We start from the raw sequence: 20,942 nt of genomic DNA on the forward strand, positions 1-20,942 counted from the left end.
TGGGATCTGTCGTCGGTCGATGTGACGCCATCCGGCCGGCTGCAACCTGCACCTGTCCCTCCCGCGCCAACGCCATCCAATCCGACTTGTCGCAACGGGCACGCCAATTCGCTGGGCGATCTCATCTGCAGTAGCTGCGGGGAAATGCTCGACGAACCGGCATCGCCTACTCCACAACCCGGGCCAGATACCGAACCATCGCAGATCGAGACAATCATCGACAGCTGGCGTCTCCTCGACAGGATCGAGTCGTCAAGTACAGTTCGTGAACGCTATACGGCCGTGCAGGACTCCAGCGGACGTCGCGGAGTGCTTACGCTATATGCGACCGCGTCCGAACCGGACGGAGCGATCTACGATCTGCTGCGAAAACTTCCGCGCGATCACGTCGCGGAGATAATCGCGATCGGTCGATGGTGCGAGCGCGCTTATGAGGTCGTAGAAGAATTCCCAGGCGGCACTATCGCGGATCTGTCGCTGGATGTCGGCGATCGGACGGCACTTGAGAGGTTCATCAGCGAACTTGCCCGAGCCGTACATTCGCTGACCGAGGCAGGCCTGCGCCACAGAGACCTCCGTCCTTCCACCATTTTCGTCCGCTCCCGGGATCCGCTCGACCTCGCTATCGGCAGCTTTGGCTCCGCACGACTCTCGGAATTCGATCTCGACATCGCCTCTCCGCTTGAAACGACCCGCTACATGGCGCCTGAAGCCATTGCGGGCGGCGTAGCGGCAGCTTCGGACTGGTGGAGCCTGGGGATGATCCTGCTAGAGCGGATCACCGCAGGAGCCTGCTTCGAAGGCATCAACGAGCAGGCTTTCCTGATCCATGTACTGACGAACGGCGTCCCGTTGCCGGAGAATCTGGATCCTCCCATGGACCTGCTTCTTCGAGGACTTCTCGCAAGTGATCGCCGTCAGCGGTGGCAATGGACGGAAGTTCAGGCCTGGCTGGCGGGCGAAGCAGTGTCGGCGCCTGCACGACAAAAAGCCGGCGAAGCGGAGAGTCGGGCATCCATCACGCTCGGCGGCAAGCAGTACAAGTCGGCCGGCTCGTTCGCTCTTGCCGCTGCCGAAGCATCCAACTGGGATGAGGCAAGAGGCCTTCTACTGCGAGGAGCGGTGGCAACCTGGGCTACGGAGGCGGGCTTCGATGCCAAAGTGCCCGCGGCGCTGCGACAGTTCGCACGGGTCGAGGAACTGAACGAAGATCTGAAGTTATCGATCTCGTTGAAGACACTGAACCCGTCCATGCCTTTGATCGTCCGGGGAAACATTGTTACCCCAGGCTGGCTGCTCGATCATCCCAACGACGGCTTCAGCCTCATCACTGGCCCGGCTCCAGATCTTCTTCGAAAGGTCGATGCGGACGATTTGCTTTGGCGCCTGAAACTGCGCACCGAAACTGTCCGGAGGCGCCTGGAACAACTCGATATCGAAGTCGAGGAGGACCTGCTTCGCGTGCACCTCCTCTCGACCTCGATGGCCCGCTTGTCGGCTCTGTGGGAGGAGAAGCGGAGGCTGCTTCCCGACACCGACCATTCGGGCATCCTGTCGCTCGTGGAGCGGCGACAGTCGGCCGAAGAGGATCTGATAATTCTCCTCAGCGCATCGCCGAGCCAATTCCGCTCGGTGGAGGAGGTGATCGAGGAGGCAGCCAAGCAGGCTTCATCGGCAGGCTTGAGCACCTTTTCGAAGGAGGAGGCTGCGGCGCAACTCGCGCGGTCTCGTCGTGAAATCTACCAGGCCGTCGACGAGCGTGTACAGAATTTCGCCAGGTGCGGGATTTCGACAATCGATGAATGGGCCGACGAATTTCGTCTTGACCGACGCATGCGGATCGGTCGGGCACTCGCACTTCTTACGGTTCCGAAAGACACGTGGAAACCGCTTCCCAAGCAAGGCTACGTTTCGACCATTCTAGATTTTTTCGCGAAGAGAATATCAGGCGGCGTACTGCGCGGGCCGCTGACGCGGATGCTCATCGGCAAAACCGCGAGAATAGATCTGACCGAGTTGAGTACGCCGCGACTGCCGGGATCGGAAATCCTTAGTCTTCTTTTGGTCAGAGCGGGTCGAGGAGTAAACGTCGATCCTGCCGCGTTTTCCGAGAACGAGGGACTGGAACGCAGACTGCGGTCTCTCCATTCGCATGCACTGCTCTACAAGCGAGATACCGGGATCGACGGTCTATACATGGGATTTCCGTTCCTCCTCATGCGAGACGGGAAGCCGAACACGAAGCCGAGGATCGCGCCCGTGCTGCTCTGGCCAGTCAGCGTGTCGCCCGAAGTTGGAAACCGCGGTCATGTTACGATCGGGTACGGACGCGAAAAGAACGCCGAGATGGAAGCCGAACACGTCGTAGTCAACCCAGCCCTCGAAGGCATGGTGGGAGTTCCCGAAGCAAGACGATGGCAGGAAGCGGCGGACGAGCTGCTCACCCGCGGCAGTCTTACGGCCCAGGATGTGATGGACGCGTTCAGCCAGCTCGCCACACCGATGGGGAGCGAGTTGACACCCCTTCCCGGGAAGGACGTGAAGGTCGGCTCGCACGAACGCCAAGTCGTGCCGGCAGCCGTGCTGTTCCATCTTGCCTTTATGGGGCAGGCGGTCATGAAGGATCTCCAGCTCTTGAGAGGAATGCCGCCCACGGCGACCGCGCTTGAAGCAGCACTCCGCCTCACGGATCAAAAGTCGGCGCCGCCGACGCCGGCCCCGGTACGGGAGATCGATCGCTACTTTACGGCCGACAGCGATCCCTCCCAGGAAGCGGCGGTGATCGAAGCTCGACAGGCGCCAGGTCTCGTCATTGAGGGGCCACCAGGGACGGGCAAAAGCCAAACCATCGTCAATATGGTGGCGGACGCGATCGGCAGGGGCAAATCGCTGCTTGTGATTTGCCAGAAGCAACCCGCAATCGACGTCGTCAGGAAGCGCCTCGAAAGAGAGCGGCTTGGTGACCGGTTCGTCATGATCACGGATGCGACGCGAGATCGCGAGGCTATCGTCGGCTCGATCCGTTCTCAGGTCGAAGCCCTGCATGGTCGTCCCGCGGGCGGCTCGCCAGCCTGGAAGCGCGATCGTGAACGATTGGCGGCTCGCATCGACTTGCTCGAAGCGGAACTCGATCGTCAACAGGCAGCCTTACACGAAGTCGAAAATCGGACGGGATTGACCTACCGGTCATTGCTCGGCGAACTCCTGGCCATCGAGGAAAACGAGCCGAAGCCAATCGATGCGCCGGCGCTTCGTTCGCTACTATCGGATTTGCGTCCGTCAGACATCGCAACACTTGAGGAGAATTGCGGACCTCTTGCGAGATATTGGCTTCCGGCCAAATTCGAGGGCAATCCCCTATCCTCTCTCAAGGTCTTCAACCCGGACCGCGGAACGGCGGAGGAGTTCGGTACATCCCTTCGTGCCTTCTCGGACTTGGAAGCAGGACGCGAGAAAGCGGAAGCGGAGACCGCGGACTCGTTGAAGATTTCAGATTTTGACGCCTTTAGACAATGGCTTCGGACGGCCGAAAAGCTTCGCTCGATCAGCGAGGGCGTCTGCGCCAATCTCGGACGCTGGCTTCCTATGTTCAGAAGTCCCGAGGGCGGCGGGTCCAAGGGCACGAATATGCTCGCCGGCCTCGTTTGGCTTGAGGAACGCCTCGCTTCGCTTGATCCATCGGCCCACCAGCCGGAGCAGATTCGGAAACTGGTGGGAGTCCCCGACGACGAGCTAAGATCCACTTCGGAAATGGCGGCAGCGGTACTCCAGCCAGCGAAGGGATTGGCAATGATCAATCCCATGCGTTGGTTTCGAAAACGTCGTCTTCGCGCTCTGCTGACGAAAATGAGTTTTGCCAACGACGACCGAGCCATCTCGTCGTTCCATCGCGGGGCCGAACTGGAGTTGGTGCTCAGGCCGCTGAGAACGCAGTTGGCCGGATATCTCACCGCGCTTTTCGGCAAGGCTCCCGATCACGACGTTGCTCCCGGCAAACTCGCCGAATTGTCCAGGAACCTGCATTCGATACTTGCGGCCGTCCACACCCTCGTGACCGTCATCGACGACTGCCCCGACCGGGCTGAGCTCGACCGGGCAGCCATGACCGGGAAGGTTGAAGGGATCCACTGGTTCTTCGGGAGGGTAGATCGTGCCCTCAGAAGACAGGATGTCCGGCAGCAAAGCCATGCGGCGCTGGATGATCTTGCCCGATATATTGACGCGGGTTGGATCGAATCGCGACGCGCGACGATCGACGGCGGCCGGTCAAACGAGGCCGCCCTCGCCGAAATACTCCAAGCGTTACCAATGCTGGTGCCCTACCAGGAATTTCGGCTCCGCTCCGTTCGTCTCGGCGACAAGGAACGCGCTATCTTCCGCACTCTTCGCTCGAAGGAAGCTGAACTCTCGCCGATCGGTACCGGCGATCTTGATTCTTGCATCCGTGCAACCATCGGACGGGAGGCGCGGCTGGCCTGGAAGAGCGCGATGGAAGCTGCCAATCCGGAGGTCCTCCTCGATAGCGGAGCGGTCGAAGCGAAGGTGACGTCGCTTGCCGAAGCCGACGCGCAGATCAGGGATTGCAACAGGGAGCTTCTGATCCACGGCATCGATGTCAGCCGCGTCCGCCCAACGCGAGAGTGGGAACCGATCACTCGACTTCGCGGACCGAGGGCGTTGCGACTTCGAGAGTTCATCGAGAAAGCCGCTCCACTTGGTCTTTTCGCGCTGCGACCGGTTTGGCCGATGACACCCGACATCGCGAGCCGCGTGCTGCAAGCGCGTCCCGGCACGTTCGATACCGTCATTTTCGACGAAGCCTCCCAGATGCCGGTGGAATATGCGTTGCCATCGCTATTCCGGAGCAAGATCGTGATCGTGAGCGGCGACGAGAAGCAAATGCCGCCCACGACATTCTTCGCGAGCAAGGTTGAGAACGACGAAGCGGCAATCTTCGATGGCGAGGAGCCGGAGGAGGAAGCGACCGAAGAGGAACGAGAAGCCTTCGCGGAAACGTGGAATCGGCGGGAGATCAAGGATTGTCCCGACCTGCTCCAGCTTGCGCGCTCCGCCCTGCAAAGCAGAACCCTGCAGGTCCACTATCGTTCGAAATACCGCGAGCTCATCTCGTTTTCGAACGCTTCGTTCTATGCGAACGGACTCAGCGTGCCGGTTCGCCACCCCGACGAAACGATCCGGAGGATCAAGCCTATCGAGGTTCTCCGTTCGGACGGCATCTACAAGAACCAGACCAATCCCAAGGAAGCCTCCGATGTGATGGAGTATCTCAGCGGCCTCTGGAAGAACGCTAAGCCGCCATCAGTCAGTGTCGTGACATTCAATCGCAAGCAGGCGGACGCAATCGAGGATGCGCTGGAAGAGCGCGCAGAAAACGATGAAGCGTTTCGCGATGCCTTGATGCGGGAACGCGAGCGCGTCGAAGGCGGCGAGGATATGGGCTTCTTCGTCAAGAACGTGGAGAACGTTCAGGGCGACGAACGCGACATCATCGTGTTCTCGACCACCTTCGGACGGAGCGAGCATGGCGTCTTTCGCAAGAGCTTTGGGGCACTCGGTCATGCCGGCGGCGAACGACGCTTGAACGTGGCCGTGACCAGGGCGAGGGAAAAGGTCGTAATCGTCACGTCCATGCCGGTATCCGAGATTTCCGACCTCCTGACCCGGCGCAGCGGACCGCGTGTACCGCGTGACTATCTGCAGGCTTACCTCGAATACGCCCGCACAATTTCGGAGGGATCGGCGGATTCCGGCAGGACCTTGCTCGAACGTCTCGTTACGGAAAAGAGCGCGGATCACGAATATGAAAGCGACGTGGACGATGGCTTCACGAAATCCGTCGAGAAATTTCTGGAGACCAGTGGATGGAAGCCGGCCAGGGCGCGCGACGGTGGCGCGTTCAGCCTCGATTTCGCGATCACCGATCCTCGCACGGGTTTGTATGCGCTCGGCGTAGAGTGCGACGCTCCGCGGCACTTGTTGCTCCAAAGAGCCCGAGCGCGCGAGGTCTGGCGACCGAAGGTTCTGAATGGAGCGGTCCCGTTCATTCACCGGGTCTCGTCCTACGCGTGGACCCATTCCGGGGTTGAAGAGCGTCAGCGCCTTAAGAAAGCCGTCGAAAACGCCCTGCATAACGGAGGAGGATACCAATGAGTGGTCCGAAAGCCTTCCGGATAGTCACCCGCGCGGAAATCATCTCAATCTGCCGCCGCAACTTGGCGCGCCTGGACGCGGCCATCGAAATTTGGACTTCGACCTGCAAGCGCAACGGGAGGATCGATCAGTCCGATATCGATCGGGTTATCGCTCGACGCGACGAAATCCGCCGTATGCTCGACACTGAGAGGTTCACAGACCTCCAGAAGCAGGTCGCAGCCGAGATTTCATATTTGAACGCCGATACCGAGCGACGTGCGGAGAAGGCCGCAGAATCTGAAGCGAGGCGCAAGGGCGATCTAAGACGTGCCAAGTCCGCCGCCCAGGCACTGCTCACGACATTCGAGACTTCCCGTATCAAAATTCCGGTCGACCTTCGACGCGAGCTTACGACCCCGGCGGCGTCCGTCGAAAGCCTCAACATGGCGGTCAGCAAGGGGCTGATCCTGCTTCAACCAACGGACGGGTCCGGAGCTATCACCGAGCGTCAGCGGGCGCTCGCCGACCGGCTCGGTGCCGGCGACCGTCGTATCACGCTCGAGGAGTGGACTTCCCAGCAAACCGGCACAAACGACGATCAGGCGCTTTTGAAGGTGGACAAATTCCTCGGGGAGCTTGCTGGCCTTGGGATTGATCCGAGTCCTTTTTCCGCCCGCATCGCGGCTCTCGAGGCCGAGCCGCGCGCCCGGCAGGCCCTCGTTGCCGACAGCCTGCTCCTCGATCTCAACTCTGCGATCAAGACCGGGCGCGAGCGCGCGCGCCTCGAGCGGGATCTTGCTGAACGGCATGCCGAACTGTCGGAGATGAAATCGGCCCAAGCAGCCGCGCTGCGCGCCGAGATCGAGCGGGCCCTTGCTGAATCCGGCGCCAACGATCGGGAACTCGTCAAACGCGCCGACCTCCTGATCGAGGCCGAAGTCCGCTCCATGGCCGCGGAGGAGCGGCGACGCGCCGTCTTGGAGGGGCTCGCGAGCCTCGGTTATGAAGTCTCCGAGGGGATGATGACGGCTTGGGTTTCGGGCGGTCGGGTCGTTCTCCGAAAGCACGCTAATCCCGGATATGGGGTTGAGCTATCGGGCGGATCGCAAACTGACGTTATGCAGGTGAGAACGGTCGGTCTTGGGAATCCTGCCGATCCACGTGACGCCGGAAGGGATAAGGACATGGAAACGATCTGGTGCGGAGAGTTCGAACGCCTGCAGTCGCTGGTCGCGAAAGCGGGAGGAAATGTCTCCATCGAAAGCGCCCGCCCGGTTGGGCAATATCCTCTCAAGGTGGTTGCGGACCTTGCCCATCCGGCGGATGTTGGCCTTGCTGGGACACGACATCTTAGCCGGCAATAGATTCGAGCGCCCTATAGTCAACCAGGAGATTTTCGCTTTCTACGGGAACGCTTTAGCGACTTTGCTAATTCGAACCGATTCGGACCTGTCTAGAATCACTGGAGACCGGCCTTCTGCAACTCGGGGCCAGCGGCAGAACCCAGGGCTTATCTGGCGGGGAAGAGCACACGGCGACGGCCTATCGAAGCTCGTAAAATGGCCTCTTGAACGCATCGGTCACCCCGCTTTGGATCGACTCGAGCTCTGACAGAGCGGCCGCAATGGTCATCCAGGGTGGGGAGGCATATTTCCCTTCTCCACGCCGCCGTGCGGCGATATCGTCCGCAATCACGCGTCGCTGCGCTTCGTCGAGCAGATGCGGACTCTCGAAATAGATCAGCCGGCGCCCCAGTCGCTTCAGGCGCACATCTTGGAAACGATGGACTATGTCAGGCCTCGCCTCCCATGGAACGCCGTGAAATTGACGGCACAACTCGGCGTCCGCGTCGGAAATGAAGGTACCGCCGTAAATCTGCTCTTCGACATGATCGGAAGGCGGATAAGCAAGATCGAGGGTCGCGGCTGCACGGGTGAGCGCGGCCATGAATTCGGGATCGTTACGAACTGAAGATGCTCGCCGCGCACACTCGTCTTCCGTCAGATCGTGAAAGCGTTCAGCATCGATGTCCCACAACGGGTATAGGAGTGGCGAGGCGTTGACCTTCAGCCGCCGGATGGGACGGGGTTCCACTGTCATGCGGGCCGCGAGTTCGCCATCGTTGAGTCTGCGCAGCGCGTCGATGTCGCAGGCGAGATCCAGGCAGTAGTGCGAGTTCGCGTCGTTCGGGCTGATGCCGACCCTGGTCAGGAAGTGCATCACCTGAGGGCGCCCGAAGTAGTCGAAATAGGCGAACGCCTCCTCGTCACGGACGAAGTCGAGCACCGCGACCTTCGTCGAGAAACGCAGGAACGTCGACCAGAGATCGGGCGCGCCGGCGCGCACCAGTCTGCACAACCCGAGCATGGCATCGACGTCGGCCGCGGCGTCGTGCACCTTGTGCGATACGATGCCGTTCGCCGCGGCGACGGCGCCGAGACGATGAGTGGGACGCCCGTCGGGCTCAAAGCCGACATGAACCACGGAGGGATATAGGGTCGTCGCGGCTCGCATCAGATTGAGGACGTCGGCGCGGGCGTTGCCATTCGTATTGGTCAAGAAGACCGGATGCAGGCATTGGTAGAATGCTTGCCGCAGGAATTCCTCGTCGAAGCGAATCGAGTTGTATCCAAGGAACGTCGCGGAGCACCAGGAAGCAAGGGTATTCGCAACCTCACACACCATTGAATAGTGCGACTGCCTCGAAAGGCTGTTCGCGTCGTCGAAGGTATGACCGGTGACGAGCAACGCCTGTGGCGACGGTACGACGTGCGGCATCAGACGCGACTTCGTCTCGAACCGGTGAGTCTCGACGAGATCGGGGTCGGTCCTGACAGCGGCGAATTGGAGGATCTGGTCGAAGCGCTTGCTCAGACCCGAAGTTTCGAGGTCGTATAGGATGAAGGCCACGACGGATGTCGCCTTAGAGTCTTCCGAGCCTGAACTGCAGCGCGGCAAGGCTGACGCGGAAGCGCTTTGCAATGCTGATAAGGTACTCATCATCCTGTATGTCGCGAGACGACTCCGACAGAACTTGTCGTACGAGCCGCTCCGGCATCAATAGTTCGGAAGCGAACGCGTTCGCCTGCCTTTCGAACGGATCGATACCCTCGGCGGAGACGGAGTCGCGTGGAAGGAAATTCTGGCCCTTGTCGATCAGCACTGTCGCGTCCAGCTTTGATCGATGCAACACCACGTGGGCCAGTTCGTGCGCGATGGTAAAGCGCTGTCGATTCGGATGATGGTTCGAATTGACTCCTATGACGGGTTTACCGTCGCGAATGAACGCCATTCCCGACAGTTCGTCGTCGAAAGGCGCGTACTCCACACGAGCTCCCACTGCCTTCGCGAGCTTCTCCACCGGGACTGGAGGCGCCTTCAGTCCGAGTTTGTTGACTAGGGCCCGCGCACTCGCTCTCGCCTCTTCCAGCTCGTTCATGTCCGGCCCCCGCCCGTCCGTCTAATGTATTGCTCAATCTGCGCCCGCTGCGCCTCGCTCACGTCGCTGCCCTCGATCATCAGCGGGCCGCTAGCCTGCTCAAGCGAGAAATTGCTCGGCACGAGGTCGGTGATCGACTCGACCTCAAGTGCCGCGGCTAGTTTGTAGATTTGATGGAGCATGAGCTTCTGGCGCCCCCGCTCGATGTTCGCTAACGAGGCCCTCTTGAGACCGATCCGGTCGGCGACCTCTGACTGCTTCAGGCGCAGCTTTTTCCTCTGCGCAGCGAGGCGGGCACCCACAATCCTGTAAATCTCCAAATCAGCCATAGCACGAGAGAATCCCAATTCGATTCGCGCGTCAACCACACAAACATATTTGTGTTTAATAGAAACATTACGAATAATTAATGTTAAGCTTTGCGACTCTTTCACAGAAACCCGACTAAGCTAACGGCCTAGTGGGTGACCGATTCCGGCGCCCGCGGAATAAGGAATCGATCATGCGCGATCACGAGAAGAAGGATGCCGACCGGCTCGACCGCGAGGCGAAGGAACTCGAACTGGAGGCAGAGAGGCTGGAAGATACCGCCCACTCGATCGAGGAGCATGCCCATGACCTCGAGCACCAGGCACATGAGCTCAAGGAAGAAGCCCGCCGCGAGCGCGATCACCACGGCGGCCATGACCATGGCGGGGACGACCACGGTCACCACCACGGCGATGTCGTCAAGATCACCATGGTCGTCAACGGCCAGCCCGTTACGATCGAAGCAACCGAGCAAGAGAGGCTGTCCGAGGTCCGCCAGCGCGCCCTGACCGAGACCCAGAACCTAGCGCAGCCGCCGGAGAACTGGGAGATCAAGGACGAGGCCGGCACGGTGCTCGATCCCGACAAGCGCGTCGGCGAGTATCACTTCGGCAAAGAGATCACGCTCTTCCTCAGCCTCAAGGCGGGAGCTGCAGGTGCGGACGCCTCAGGTCGTTGATCCCGCGATCTCGCGAGCTAAGTTCGATCGCGAGATCGCTGCGTACCGGAAGATGGAGGCCGCCTACCGCAGGCGGGGGTGGCTCCTTCTCGACGCCGCATTCCCCGAGGTCTGCATCGCTTTCGCGGTGCCGAAACTGCGCCCCTTCCCGATCGTCGCAGCGGTCCTGATCGACTTCACCGACTACGACTTGCGGCCGCCGTCGGTCCGCTTTGTGGACCCGTTCACGCGCGAGCTGTTGGTCGCGCGCGACCTCAACTTCTCCATGCTGCGGCGGCAGAGCATGCCGCCCGAAATGTTCGCGGCGATGCTGCAGCAAGGCACCGTCCCCGTCACCAACATCGTGCAGTTCAACGGCCCCGACGACCATCCCTTCATCTGCCTGCCGGGCATCCGCGAATATCACGACAACCCCGCCCATACCGGTGATTCATGGCTTCTGCATCGCGCTTCTGGCGAAGGCTCCTTGGCCTTCATCCTGGACAAGATCTGGACCTACGGCGTCGAGCCGCTGTCGACGTTCCAGATCCCGGTGCAGGCCACTACGCTCGCACTGGGAGCCAATCCGCAGGCGTTTCGGGAATGATGCGGCTCGCCGACGTCCGCTCGGTCCGGGTGCCGCGTAGCTGCGTCGACGCGGTCCACGCCCACATGCGTAAAGTCGGACGAGACGGCTTCGAAGGTCTCGGTCTATGGGCAGGCCGGCAGGCCGGCGACACGTTCACCGTCGAGGAAGCGGTCATTCCCGCCCAGAAACACATGCGCACCGAGGACGGCGTCTGCGTGATCACCGGGCCCGAGGAACTGCATCGGTTGAACGTCTGGCTCTACCGCAAGAAGCTCTCGCTGATCGCCCAGATCCACAGTCATCCGGGCCGAGCTTACCATTCCGGCACTGACGACCGATACGCCGTCGCGACCACGGTAGGCTGCTTCTCGCTGGTGATGCCCGACTTCGCGACCGGCCCGTTCGCGATCGACCGGCTCGCCTCGTACCGGCTGGATGCTTCCGGCGCGTGGCGCGGAATCCCCACATCGCAGGCCGCCCGCATGATCACCATCGTGGAGTAGCCATGGCCTTCGCCAATTTCTTCGACAGAAGCGCCACGGCCGCCTCGCAGGTCCTCGCGAACTTCCGGCTGGAGGATTTCAAGGATCGCCTGTCGGCGCACGCCGTCGCATTGTCCTTCGACGATGCCGCCGTCAACTCGCCGGAAGGTCGCGCCACTCTCGACCTGTCGGTGCGACTCCTCGCCCGGCTCTATCCGATGCTGGCCGTCCATTCGGTCGGGTCCGCGGCCGGCGAATACGCAGCTCGTCTGCGACAGCTCGCGCGCAGCATCAACGACCAGATCGACCTGCCGGACGAGGTCGCAGGCGCCTGCACCGTCGTCAACGTCGGCAACACCGCGGCGGCCGGGCTCGACGTCATCAACATCGGCTCGGACGGGTGGCGCGCGCGGCTGTCGCGGGATGTGCCCGTGGGATCCGGCCCGACCACGAATCCTTTCGGCGCCGGCGCTGCCGCATGCTTCGGAGCCGCCAACGTCTTCAGAAGGATCTTCGCGGACCAGCTTCCCCGCGGCGATCTCGACGCTAGGGTCGACCTGTCGCTGTCAACCTATCGACAGGACCCTGGGGCCGCATCGACGCTGCCGGAGCGCTGCGATCTGGGAGACGCCTATCTCGTCGGACTCGGCGCGATCGGCAACGGCGCAGTCTGGGCATTGTCACGCGTTCCAGGTCTCGCCGGCGTTCTCAACCTGGTCGATCACGAGAACGCCGACCTTTCGAACCTGCAGCGCTACGTCATGGCCACGCAGGATGACGTCGGTCGCCGGAAGGTCCGGCTCGCCCGCGCGTTCTTTACCCAGAGCACGCTGAAGGTCAGAACGCATCCCCGACGATGGAGCGACTACGTCGACGGTCGCCGCAAGCGCGCCTTCGAACGGGTCGCGGTGGCGCTGGACACCGCCGAGGATCGCATCGCGCTGCAGGCGTCGCTACCCAAATGGATCGTGAACGCCTGGACCCAGGACGTCGACCTCGGCGTCTCCCGACACGACTTCACGGGCGCCGGAGCATGCCTCGCCTGCCTGTACCTGCCGACCGGCGCGGTCAAGAACGAAGACGAACGTGTGGCGGAGGAATTGAGGATCCCCAACGCGCGCCAGGAAATCCGGGTGCTGCTGCAGACGCATCAACCAGTGTCCGAGCCGTTCGTCCGGCGCGTCGCCGCCGCCTTCGACGTCCCGTTCGAGGCCTTGGAGAAATTCGTCGGTCAGCCTGTGCGGACGTTCTATCAGAACGCCATCTGCGGCGGCCTGATGGTCGGCCTGACCGGCGGCTCCAACGCGGGCACGGCCGTCGTGCCCATGGCCTTCCAGTCGGCGCTCGGCGGGATCATGCTCGCTGCCGATCTTGTGAAGCACGCGTCCGGCATGCCGGCCGCGTCCACCACGACGACGCGGATCAATCTGCTGCGTCCCCTCGCGCCAGTCCTGGGCGATCCACGGGCGAAGGATTCGAGCGGTCGCTGCATCTGTTGCGATCAGGACTTTCTCGATTGCTATCGGCGAAAGTACGGGACGCGGAATCCACGGCCCGCATCGGACAAGTTGGCGTTTGGAAGCTAACCGGGCGGCCCTCTCCTCTTCCCACGCCCAGACGCGAGGGCGAAACGGCTCATGACGCGCCCGAAAATGATGCCCGTTAAGCCCGCTACTCCAGGAGCGTTGAAACTTGCTGCCCGCCATGGCAGGTTAAATCGACCTTGGGGCTACACCCTGGGGCTACACCATGGACCTCTGGCGTGCAGTACGATCCGATTTTACGGGGCTTTCTCGAAGCCGTTTTATTATGGCGGAGAGGGAGGGATTCTCGTTAAGGTTCCAAAATTCTCATCTAAAATCAGAGAGTTGGAAGAGCAGCCCTCGCACCCCCGAGTGCGATGGTGGTGATACAATGCTCAAGCATACTTCGTGGCGTCTTTTTCGTCCGATCTTCCCATAAGCGGGCCCTTACGACGAGGCAGCGAGCGCACCGATTTGAGGGCACGGCTGCTGAAATGGATAGGGTAGCCATGATTGCGGTGGTACGGATGGATTCTCAGGCTCTCTCTGGAGAGCCTCGAAAACAGAAGAAAAATCAAGGCTTTCGATAACCTCGGTAGCGTTGCGCGTACCGCCAATATGGACCTAACCGCACAGGCACAAGCGGGTTCGACGCCACACAACATTCATCTGCAAGTCCGGCAGTCAGCCATTGATATTTGGCCCGGCGGTGCGGACGTTCGCACCGAAGCCTCAATATCTCGCTCCGCCGACAAGAGCCGTCCCATGCCGAGCGCCACGGGTGTTTGGCTCGATATGTGGCGCCAAGGTGACGACGCACAACGACAATATCGTTGCAAATATGCAATCTCTGGACGTACCTTATTAGACGCCCTGACATCTACGCGAGATTAAGGGCTGCCTTGGAGAGCTCTATTGGCGACAGACAGGACGAGATGCGTACCGCCTTCCATGAGACAGTCGCGCAGTTGGTAAACATCCAACGATCTCCCGAGAAGATGGCGCGCGAATCACATCAACAAGCCCACCTAGTTTCAACCCACATCTGCATATGTCGCAGGCGCGGGTTGCTTTTGCGAAAGCCGGACGTCTGCCAATGATTCTATTTTGGTTGGCGCTATCGGCTTTCGCTATCGGTACCGAGACCTTTCTGCTGTCCGGACTGCTAAATCTGCTGTCTACCGATCTCGGGATTTCGGCCGCAGTCGCAGGGCAACTCGCTACAGTATTCGCACTGACATACGCGATCGGCTCGCCTGTTCTGGCGGTGCTGTTCAGCAATTTCGATCGCAAAACCGTTCTCTTGCTTGCTCTCGTCAGCTTTGCTCTGGCCAATATTTTGGCCGGTTTCTCGCTTGACTTCGGTCACCTCACTGCGGCGCGTGTCCTGATGGCGCTCGCAGCGGGTCTATTCATGCCCACTGCGAATGCAGTGGCCGTTGCTGTATCGGCGCCGAAGCATGGAGGGCGCGCCATCGCTACCGTCAGTTCCGGCCTGACGATCGCCACCGCGCTTGGGGTTCCGTTCGGCACCTTCATCGGCTATCAACTCGGCTGGCGCTCGATCTTCCTACTCATTGCAGGGCTTAGCGCGCTGGCGGTAGTTGGACTCGCCTACGGCCTGCCACGCGGTCTGCCGCGCACAACCGCAAGCCTGGGGCAGCGTCTTGCCGTCGCAGGTCGCGGGAAAGTCCTGCGTGCACTTTTGGTTACTGTGCTTTGGGCGACGGGCGGATACATCGTATTTCCCTACCTGTCGACCGCATTCGCATCGGCTGGTATTGAGGCGAGAGGGATCAGTCTTGCTCTCTTCCTGTTTGGATCCGCTGCAGCCGCGGGCAACATCCTGGGCGGCATTCTGGTCGACCGGATCGGCTCGACCAGAACAACCGCCTATGCCTTCACCTTGTCGATACTCGTCCTTGGCGCGATCTCGCTCACATTAAAGACCGGGCCGGCGCCACACTCTTCTTTCATCCTGCTGACGCTCATGGTGCCATGGGGCATCGCGGCTTGGGCATTCCCTCCCGCTCAGAACGCGCATCTCGTCAGGACTTCGCCTGATGCACCGGTGATAGCGCTCTCTCTCAACGCTTCTGCCCTGTATTTCGGTATGGCGCTAGGCAGTCTGTTGGGGGGACTGACCCTCTCTTGGGGGACAGCAAGCGATCTCGGCTGGGTCGGAGCATTATCAGCCGTAATCACGCTCGCCGTGCTGTTGATCTTCTCGCGTATCGGAGACACGAACAAACCAGGTTCTGCGACAACTGTTGTTGATCCGCAACATGCGATGGCATCGCCGGCATTCAATGTTCCAAAGGTCGATGATGAACTTGCACGACCGAGATGAACCGCAAACATTTCTGCCGCCCGCCACTTCGTCCTTGGCGTCTCTTCCCACCATCCGAAGCCGTCTGCTTCAATGGCCGAAATTCGATCGAGATTACAGGATACTTCACAACGGCCCCCGACCGGCATGGCGCAAGACCGGTTAGAATGATCTGATCAATTCACTTGAGCATCGTAGGCAGTCAAGATTTACACTGCGTTCCCGGTCGAGAGGAATGACGTGGCGGAGCAGAAGCTGCGGGATTGTCTCAGAGTCACGTTCCGAACACACGGCTCCGATATAATCGTCTAGGAGACGGAACTGCCACACCCACCACCTCGATGCACTGTCCGAGAGGCTTTCATCAACGGACAAGCGAACATGCTGATCGCTGGGAAAGTCGAAAGAGAATCTGTCTAGTGGAATTGACAGCCCCCTGCCTCGGGCTTTGATATACGATTCCTTCAGTGTCCAGTATTCAAAGAAGCGCTCCTTCTGCCTAGTGGGCGGAAGTGCGTAGAGGTCCTGAACCTCTCGTTCGGCAAAGTAACTTAGAGCGGCATCGACCGGTGCTTCGCGCAATCGATCGTTTTCCACGTCGACGCCGAGCCATCTCTGACAGGCCACACCCATCAGGATCAAGCTGTTCGTGTGAGAGATATTGAAACGCAAGCGAGCAGCTTCGCCGTGGACTGCCGCAATCTCGGGGCGTCCGTAGGCGTTCGCCGTAAACTGCCAATCCCGTGGAGCTACCGGTTCATATCTAGACAGCACGCTTCGCACGAGCGCTCGAGCTACGAGATAGCAGCGCCTATCGATCTCAAAATGAAACCTTCGCTGTTGCTCCCGTTCCTCATCACTGAGCAGCGTTTGGTAGCGCCGCAACAGGTTCTCATCATCAATCTGATCGAAAGACGTCATCCACAAGTGAATTGCGTTTTGATCCAAATAGATGGTCACGGAGCAACTCGGTCCACGCATATCGGCTCTGGCAGCTCTTCGTCGTAGATACAAACGAGGCGCTTGGCCGCAATCCTGGTTTCGAAGGGGTATCCAAACGCGTTGTTTACGTAGCCGACCCCATCAAGCGTGCCACGACGATTGACGTGGCTGTGTCCGTAAACGTGCAAAGTCGCCCCCACTTGCCGCAATTGACGTTCAAGCGCGTATGAGCCCAAGACAGGGTATAGGTAACGATAATGAAGAGGAATGGATTGCGGCATTAAATCGATACGAGGAAGAAAATGAGAGAAGGAGATTACCGTCTTGCCGGAGATCGTGGGTAGCGGTTCATTGAGAGAGCTGAGCAGACAGGATATCTCCTGCGCGCGGAAGTGCTGCGGCCAGCGGCAATTCCTGAAGTCCATCCATACAGCTGCCAAGTCGGCCGCTGGGTTCGCCGAAAGAGTAATCATACCAGCCAAGCAACGGGACAATTGCCAGCTTCTGAGAATGAAAGGTCTTGGTTGATGCCCCACAGCTTTCCGCAACGGCAAGTACCTCGTGCAGCTTTTCCGAAGAGGACTTGGGCTTGCGATCGCGCATGACCCATAGCTCATGATTGCCGGGAACGTAGAGAACCTTGTGGAAGCGAGCCGTCAGCGCACTGAGTGTCATCGCAACCGCATCCAGGTAGTCCGAAACGTCGCCAGCGACTATCAGGATGTCAGTTCGGAACTCCTGCTGTGATATCGAGAGCACCCAGCTCTGATTTTCCTCATAGTCGACGTGCAGGTCCGAGGTTGCAAAAACGCGCATTGGCTTCTCCGCCGGATACCAACGGATATCCGAAAGGATTTCTCGCATCCCGGATCAACCCGCTAAACTACGGGCGAGTAAGCTCGGTCCAGATCGTCTCGGCCTTTGACGCGACGATCCTTGGCAACTGGAATAATGCGTTCAACGCCCTCGTGAGCTGCAGTCGCACAAGCCTCGAGTGAATTTCCGCGAAAGTAGTCGCCGGTGAGCACGAGGCCTTCGATACGCTCGCATTGTGCTGAAATAGAGGAGACGGTTTCATGGTGAAGCCACGTATGGGCGCATAGGCCTGTTTGCCATTTCTTCCCGGTGAACGAAGTTCGCCTGCCCAAATTCCCGCCGAACTCGCGAAACGTCCTTTCGCCCAGATCCAGCAGTTCTTCTATGGAGTGCTGAACCATGGCTTTACGAGCAGCTACGCCCGCAAAAGAGAAGCGAAGCCGGCTATTCTCGTCGTATCGCGCAATATGGGATGCTGCGTAGCCGCGTGGCAGAAAAAGCCCGCTCATGTCACCAGCAAACTGGACATCGTCATATTTGCCAACGATGGTCGCTACAGGATAGTAGGTGACTTGCCGAAGAGTACGAGCAAGCCCGGCTGTTGATGACTCAAGCAGATCCGCTGCAATGCGAGCGCTTGTGGCCAAGATAACGATGTCGGCAGGTTCGCTGAATGAGGAGCCATCGCTGGTGAAGCCCTCGACGCCAACAACGCGGTTGCTCGCGACGGAAACATTGGTCACGCGGTGGCCAAATTTCACGTTGAGCCGGGATGATGCGGCGCGGAGAAACACTCCCATGCCGCCCTTAACTCTCTTATATGCCGTCGGTTTCCGCCCGAGCAATGGGCCAAGATTTCCGAGGTATACCTCCTCCGGCTCCGCGGCCATCATGCGCAGTGTCCAGGGCCGAATTATCTTGCTGGCAACGTCGTCGCCGAAATAGGAGGTCACGACCGGATCGGACGTCTGCCCGGCAAGATGTGTCCAGTAGGGACTGCAAACGAGTCCGGATCCCGGCTTCTGCGTAGCGGCAGACGCGACTTTCGCGAGTCTTCTGAGAGCCGATGGACCAATGCTGATAGCATTGCCTACGAGCCGCTTCGCTCTCGTTAGCACTCCTCCTCTTCTCCTCATATCGAACCTCCGGCCAACGCCGACGCTCACCGAATTAAAGTGGTAATCGCTTAATTCGCAATCACCAAAGAATTGCAAGAGCTGCAAGAGGTATCGGTCCTCCATGGAGAAGTTCCGGCCGCCCAGATCAGTCTCCATCCTATCGTGCAATTGTGTGCCGATTCGGCCGCCAAGCATCGACTCTGACTCTAACAGCAACGGCGCGAACCCACGCTCGACGAGTTGCGCTGCCGCGGCAATTCCGGAAATACCGCCTCCAATAACGATCGCTTGCTTCACTTGAATTCTCCTTTACGGCGTCTTGGCACCAGCCACTCGCCAGTTCGCATAAGTTTTTGCGCTCAGAAGCAAAGCCCTCATTTCGAACGATCCGATTTGAACATCGTCGACGAAGAGATTGCAGCGGGAGTCCACCAGGCTGTTATTTCCGGCAGTCGTTACAGTCGATTCGCCTGGCGCCAGAAATACCGCATCCCGAATCCCGACCGGTCGCCGCATGCTGATCTCGATTGATTTGAGCACACCCAGCGCCTCGCGCGGTCCGCTCGCAGCAGGGGCGTTGCAGAGCGGGTCGTTCTCTCCTGAGCGACCGGCAAACAGCTTTGCACTTTGGCGACAAGCTTCAATCAGGTAAGCAGCATCGATGAGACGATCCTTCCGCGCACAATTGAATGTTCTGTTGTCGCCGACGGGTCTTAGCCAACAACCGATGCCGCCCGCTCGCGTACTCAACTCCGAAATGAAGACGTTTTGTTCGTGAGTCTTGTTGACGACGGCTTTCCCGCAAAGCGGATAGTTCTGCACCGCGAACTTGGGATTCGAAAGCTCTGACTCCTTGATCGAAGAAAACGAACAGTGTCCCGTCAGCAGTTTTCTGCTACCTTGCGTGGCAAGGCAGGAATAGTTGCGCGTATCATCTTGCACCCCTTCAAGGGAAACCTGCACGGCCGTGGGTATGTTTTTCTCGCAGAAACTGTTGAAAGCAAACTTTGCTGCCGTGAGAGCCAGGTTACGGCCGCCTTCAAGGCTGTTTGCAACGCGGCATATCTGATTCACCGCTTCGATCAGATGGACACCTGAAACGTGATCAAGTGGATGATCAAAGAAAAACGGGTGAGTTTCGTCGACTACCAGAGTTCCTGCCACGGTGAATGGTCGATCGCCAGAGACACGCAATGAACGACAGACGGCGTTTTCGGGTCCGCCTGTAATCTCTGTCAAAATGTCGTAGAGATCGGCTTCTCCGGATGCGCTTCCGTCATCGGCCGGCTCGTTGGCAGGTATGACATTCTTTCGATCGTCGTGAGTTGAATTGCTGCCGGGTTCATAACTCTCGCCAAGAGCAAACGCTGAAAGCAACGCAGAAAAACTTGGCACTGCTACGATTTCATCGGGCCGAAGTTTGGTTTGCGGAGAAAGCGCCAGAACCCTGTTCGCCAGTTGAATACGGAGGATGGAATCAATTCCAAGGTTCTGGAAATCGTCGACATCCAGAACATCCGCCTTCGAAAGTCCGGTGACCTCGGAGATGACCTTTAGAAGAACATTTTGGCGGCTATCTGGCCCGGAACCATATCGTGACGTGGTCGTGTTCCTGCCGGTGGTGCAGCAGGCGCGGCCGCGCAGACCGGCCACTTCAACCAGGATACGACCTTGCGCATCCGTCAGCATCACGTCCGACGTAAGGCCCTCGCAACTTGCGGCACTGACCTCCTCCTGTCGCATCCGCACGTATGCGGTCGCCGCCCTGGCGCCGGGCACATGGACCGTCACCTTGTCCATTGTGAAGGGCAGGTTCGCTGCCGACGTAGGAGCAATCTCGAAGAGTGACTGGAATGCCGCGTCCAGCAACGCCGGATGGACGCCGTAGCGCTCCGCGCCGTCGACTCCTTCCGGCAGCGACACCTCGGCGATCGCTTCCTTGGTCCCAAGACTGAGCGATTGCAGACCCTGGAACGCAGGGCCGTATTCCAGCCCGATCGATGCAAATCCTTCGTAGGCTTTCGCCGCCGCGGTGCCCTCGGCGCACCGCGCGCGCACCGCTGCCAGATCGATGCGAGGGGCACCTTCCGAGCTCGACCGCCGCACCTCGCCGGTCGCGTGCAGCGTCCACTCGGTTTCCGCCGCCGCTTCCGCCGGCTGACTGTAGACCGACACCTGCGTACGGCCCTCCTGCTCGACCACCACGGTCTGAGCCCGCTGACCACCATCTTCCGGCAACACCAGCGGTGACTGAAGCATCAGCGAAAGCACCTCCGCCGGCTCGCCAAAGCTGTGTTCGCCCGCCGCGCGCACCAACTCCGCCACGCCGGCGCCCGGCAGCAGCGCATGCCCGCCAACCCGATGGTCGTAAAGCCAAGATTGCTCGGTTCGCGACAGAACCGTCTCATACACCGCACCGGCGCACGCCAGCGGTACGCGGAGGCCCAACAGAGGATGGCACTTCGTCGCCTTTGCCTGACCGGCGCGCGGCGTCAACGTCGAAAGCTCCATCCAGTAACGCTGCCGCTGCCATGGATATGTCGGTAGCTCCACGCGCGCACCGCCGCTCGGAAAGACACCCTTC

General features: G+C 59.9%; 14 protein-coding genes. 7 read left to right on the top strand and 7 right to left on the bottom strand.

The annotated features are described in order from the left end of the window. Positions 1-144: 144 nt before the first annotated feature. Together QXZ85_RS17760 and QXZ85_RS17765 are read left to right on the top strand one after the other, a co-directional pair. A complete protein-coding gene (locus QXZ85_RS17760; RefSeq protein WP_315729218.1) occupies positions 145-6,171 on the top strand; it encodes an AAA domain-containing protein in 6,027 nt (2,008 codons plus the stop codon). Further along, entirely contained in the window at positions 6,168-7,517 is a 1,350-nt protein-coding gene (locus QXZ85_RS17765) for a hypothetical protein (protein WP_315729217.1), read from the top strand. The genes QXZ85_RS17760 and QXZ85_RS17765 overlap by 4 nt, the downstream gene beginning before the upstream one ends. A 178-nt stretch (positions 7,518-7,695) precedes the next feature. On the opposite strand, the gene QXZ85_RS17770 is transcribed toward QXZ85_RS17765, so the two are convergent. From QXZ85_RS17770 to QXZ85_RS17780, 3 genes are read right to left on the bottom strand one after another with little or no spacing between them, the layout of a single operon-like run. After that, positions 7,696-9,063, bottom strand: a complete 1,368-nt coding sequence (locus QXZ85_RS17770; RefSeq protein WP_315729216.1) for an exonuclease domain-containing protein — start codon at positions 9,061-9,063, stop codon at positions 7,696-7,698. A 13-nt stretch (positions 9,064-9,076) separates the two neighbouring features. Continuing rightward, entirely contained in the window at positions 9,077-9,592 is a 516-nt protein-coding gene (locus tag QXZ85_RS17775) for an ImmA/IrrE family metallo-endopeptidase (RefSeq protein WP_315729215.1), read from the bottom strand. Beyond that, positions 9,589-9,921 (bottom strand): helix-turn-helix transcriptional regulator, encoded by a 333-nt coding sequence (locus tag QXZ85_RS17780; RefSeq protein ID WP_315729214.1) that lies wholly within the window; start codon positions 9,919-9,921, stop codon positions 9,589-9,591. Before QXZ85_RS17780 ends, QXZ85_RS17775 begins: the two co-directional genes overlap by 4 nt. Before the next feature lie 173 nt (positions 9,922-10,094). On the opposite strand from QXZ85_RS17780, the gene QXZ85_RS17785 reads away from it, so the two are divergent. From QXZ85_RS17785 to QXZ85_RS17805, 5 genes are all read left to right on the top strand, one after another. After that, positions 10,095-10,580: a DUF2604 domain-containing protein gene (locus tag QXZ85_RS17785; protein WP_315729213.1), complete on the top strand. Its 486-nt coding sequence runs from the start codon at positions 10,095-10,097 to the stop codon at positions 10,578-10,580. Then, a complete protein-coding gene (locus tag QXZ85_RS17790) occupies positions 10,558-11,166 on the top strand; it encodes a putative metal-binding protein (RefSeq protein WP_315729212.1) in 609 nt (202 codons plus the stop codon). Before QXZ85_RS17785 ends, QXZ85_RS17790 begins: the two co-directional genes overlap by 23 nt. After that, positions 11,163-11,651: a Mov34/MPN/PAD-1 family protein gene (locus tag QXZ85_RS17795; RefSeq protein WP_315729211.1), complete on the top strand. Its 489-nt coding sequence runs from the start codon at positions 11,163-11,165 to the stop codon at positions 11,649-11,651. Before QXZ85_RS17790 ends, QXZ85_RS17795 begins: the two co-directional genes overlap by 4 nt. A gap of 2 nt (positions 11,652-11,653) precedes the next feature. Beyond that, positions 11,654-13,216 (top strand): E2 ligase fold family C protein, encoded by a 1,563-nt coding sequence (locus QXZ85_RS17800; RefSeq protein WP_315729210.1) that lies wholly within the window; start codon positions 11,654-11,656, stop codon positions 13,214-13,216. 1,033 nt (positions 13,217-14,249) lie between these two features. Further along, positions 14,250-15,503, top strand: coding sequence for an MFS transporter (locus tag QXZ85_RS17805; RefSeq protein WP_315729209.1), 1,254 nt, complete (start codon positions 14,250-14,252; stop codon positions 15,501-15,503). Positions 15,504-15,644: 141 nt separating this feature from the next. On the opposite strand, the gene QXZ85_RS17810 is transcribed toward QXZ85_RS17805, so the two are convergent. From QXZ85_RS17810 to QXZ85_RS17825, 4 genes are all read right to left on the bottom strand, one after another. Next, complete coding sequence (locus QXZ85_RS17810) at positions 15,645-16,442, bottom strand: 4'-phosphopantetheinyl transferase family protein (protein WP_315729208.1); 798 nt, start codon at positions 16,440-16,442, stop codon at positions 15,645-15,647. Positions 16,443-16,772: 330 nt separating this feature from the next. Further along, positions 16,773-17,240 carry a metallophosphoesterase family protein gene (locus QXZ85_RS17815; protein ID WP_315729207.1) on the bottom strand — a complete coding sequence of 156 codons (468 nt, stop codon included), beginning with the start codon at positions 17,238-17,240 and terminating at the stop codon, positions 16,773-16,775. 62 nt (positions 17,241-17,302) lie between these two features. Beyond that, complete coding sequence (locus QXZ85_RS17820; protein WP_315729206.1) at positions 17,303-18,655, bottom strand: FAD-dependent oxidoreductase; 1,353 nt, start codon at positions 18,653-18,655, stop codon at positions 17,303-17,305. A 12-nt stretch (positions 18,656-18,667) separates the two neighbouring features. After that, positions 18,668-20,942: polyketide synthase dehydratase domain-containing protein (locus QXZ85_RS17825; protein WP_315730367.1), on the bottom strand; the 2,275-nt coding region annotated here is incomplete at its 5' end.

This window comes from Bradyrhizobium sp. SZCCHNGR1005, assembly GCF_032489995.1.
Lineage (GTDB): Bacteria > Pseudomonadota > Alphaproteobacteria > Rhizobiales > Xanthobacteraceae > Bradyrhizobium.

What these genes read in the sequence shown, in the direction of transcription:
- QXZ85_RS17760 (WP_315729218.1), top strand. Translation starts at nt 145, where the DNA reads ATGCTCGACGAACCGGCATCGCCTACTCCACAACCCGGGCCAGATACC.
- QXZ85_RS17785 (WP_315729213.1), top strand. Translation starts at nt 10,095, where the DNA reads ATGCGCGATCACGAGAAGAAGGATGCCGACCGGCTCGACCGCGAGGCG.
- QXZ85_RS17815 (WP_315729207.1), bottom strand. Translation starts at nt 17,240, where the DNA reads ATGCGCGTTTTTGCAACCTCGGACCTGCACGTCGACTATGAGGAAAAT.
- QXZ85_RS17765 (WP_315729217.1), top strand. Translation starts at nt 6,168, where the DNA reads ATGAGTGGTCCGAAAGCCTTCCGGATAGTCACCCGCGCGGAAATCATC.
- QXZ85_RS17775 (WP_315729215.1), bottom strand. Translation starts at nt 9,592, where the DNA reads ATGAACGAGCTGGAAGAGGCGAGAGCGAGTGCGCGGGCCCTAGTCAAC.
- QXZ85_RS17800 (WP_315729210.1), top strand. Translation starts at nt 11,654, where the DNA reads ATGGCCTTCGCCAATTTCTTCGACAGAAGCGCCACGGCCGCCTCGCAG.
- QXZ85_RS17780 (WP_315729214.1), bottom strand. Translation starts at nt 9,921, where the DNA reads ATGGCTGATTTGGAGATTTACAGGATTGTGGGTGCCCGCCTCGCTGCG.
- QXZ85_RS17805 (WP_315729209.1), top strand. Translation starts at nt 14,250, where the DNA reads ATGATTCTATTTTGGTTGGCGCTATCGGCTTTCGCTATCGGTACCGAG.
- QXZ85_RS17795 (WP_315729211.1), top strand. Translation starts at nt 11,163, where the DNA reads ATGATGCGGCTCGCCGACGTCCGCTCGGTCCGGGTGCCGCGTAGCTGC.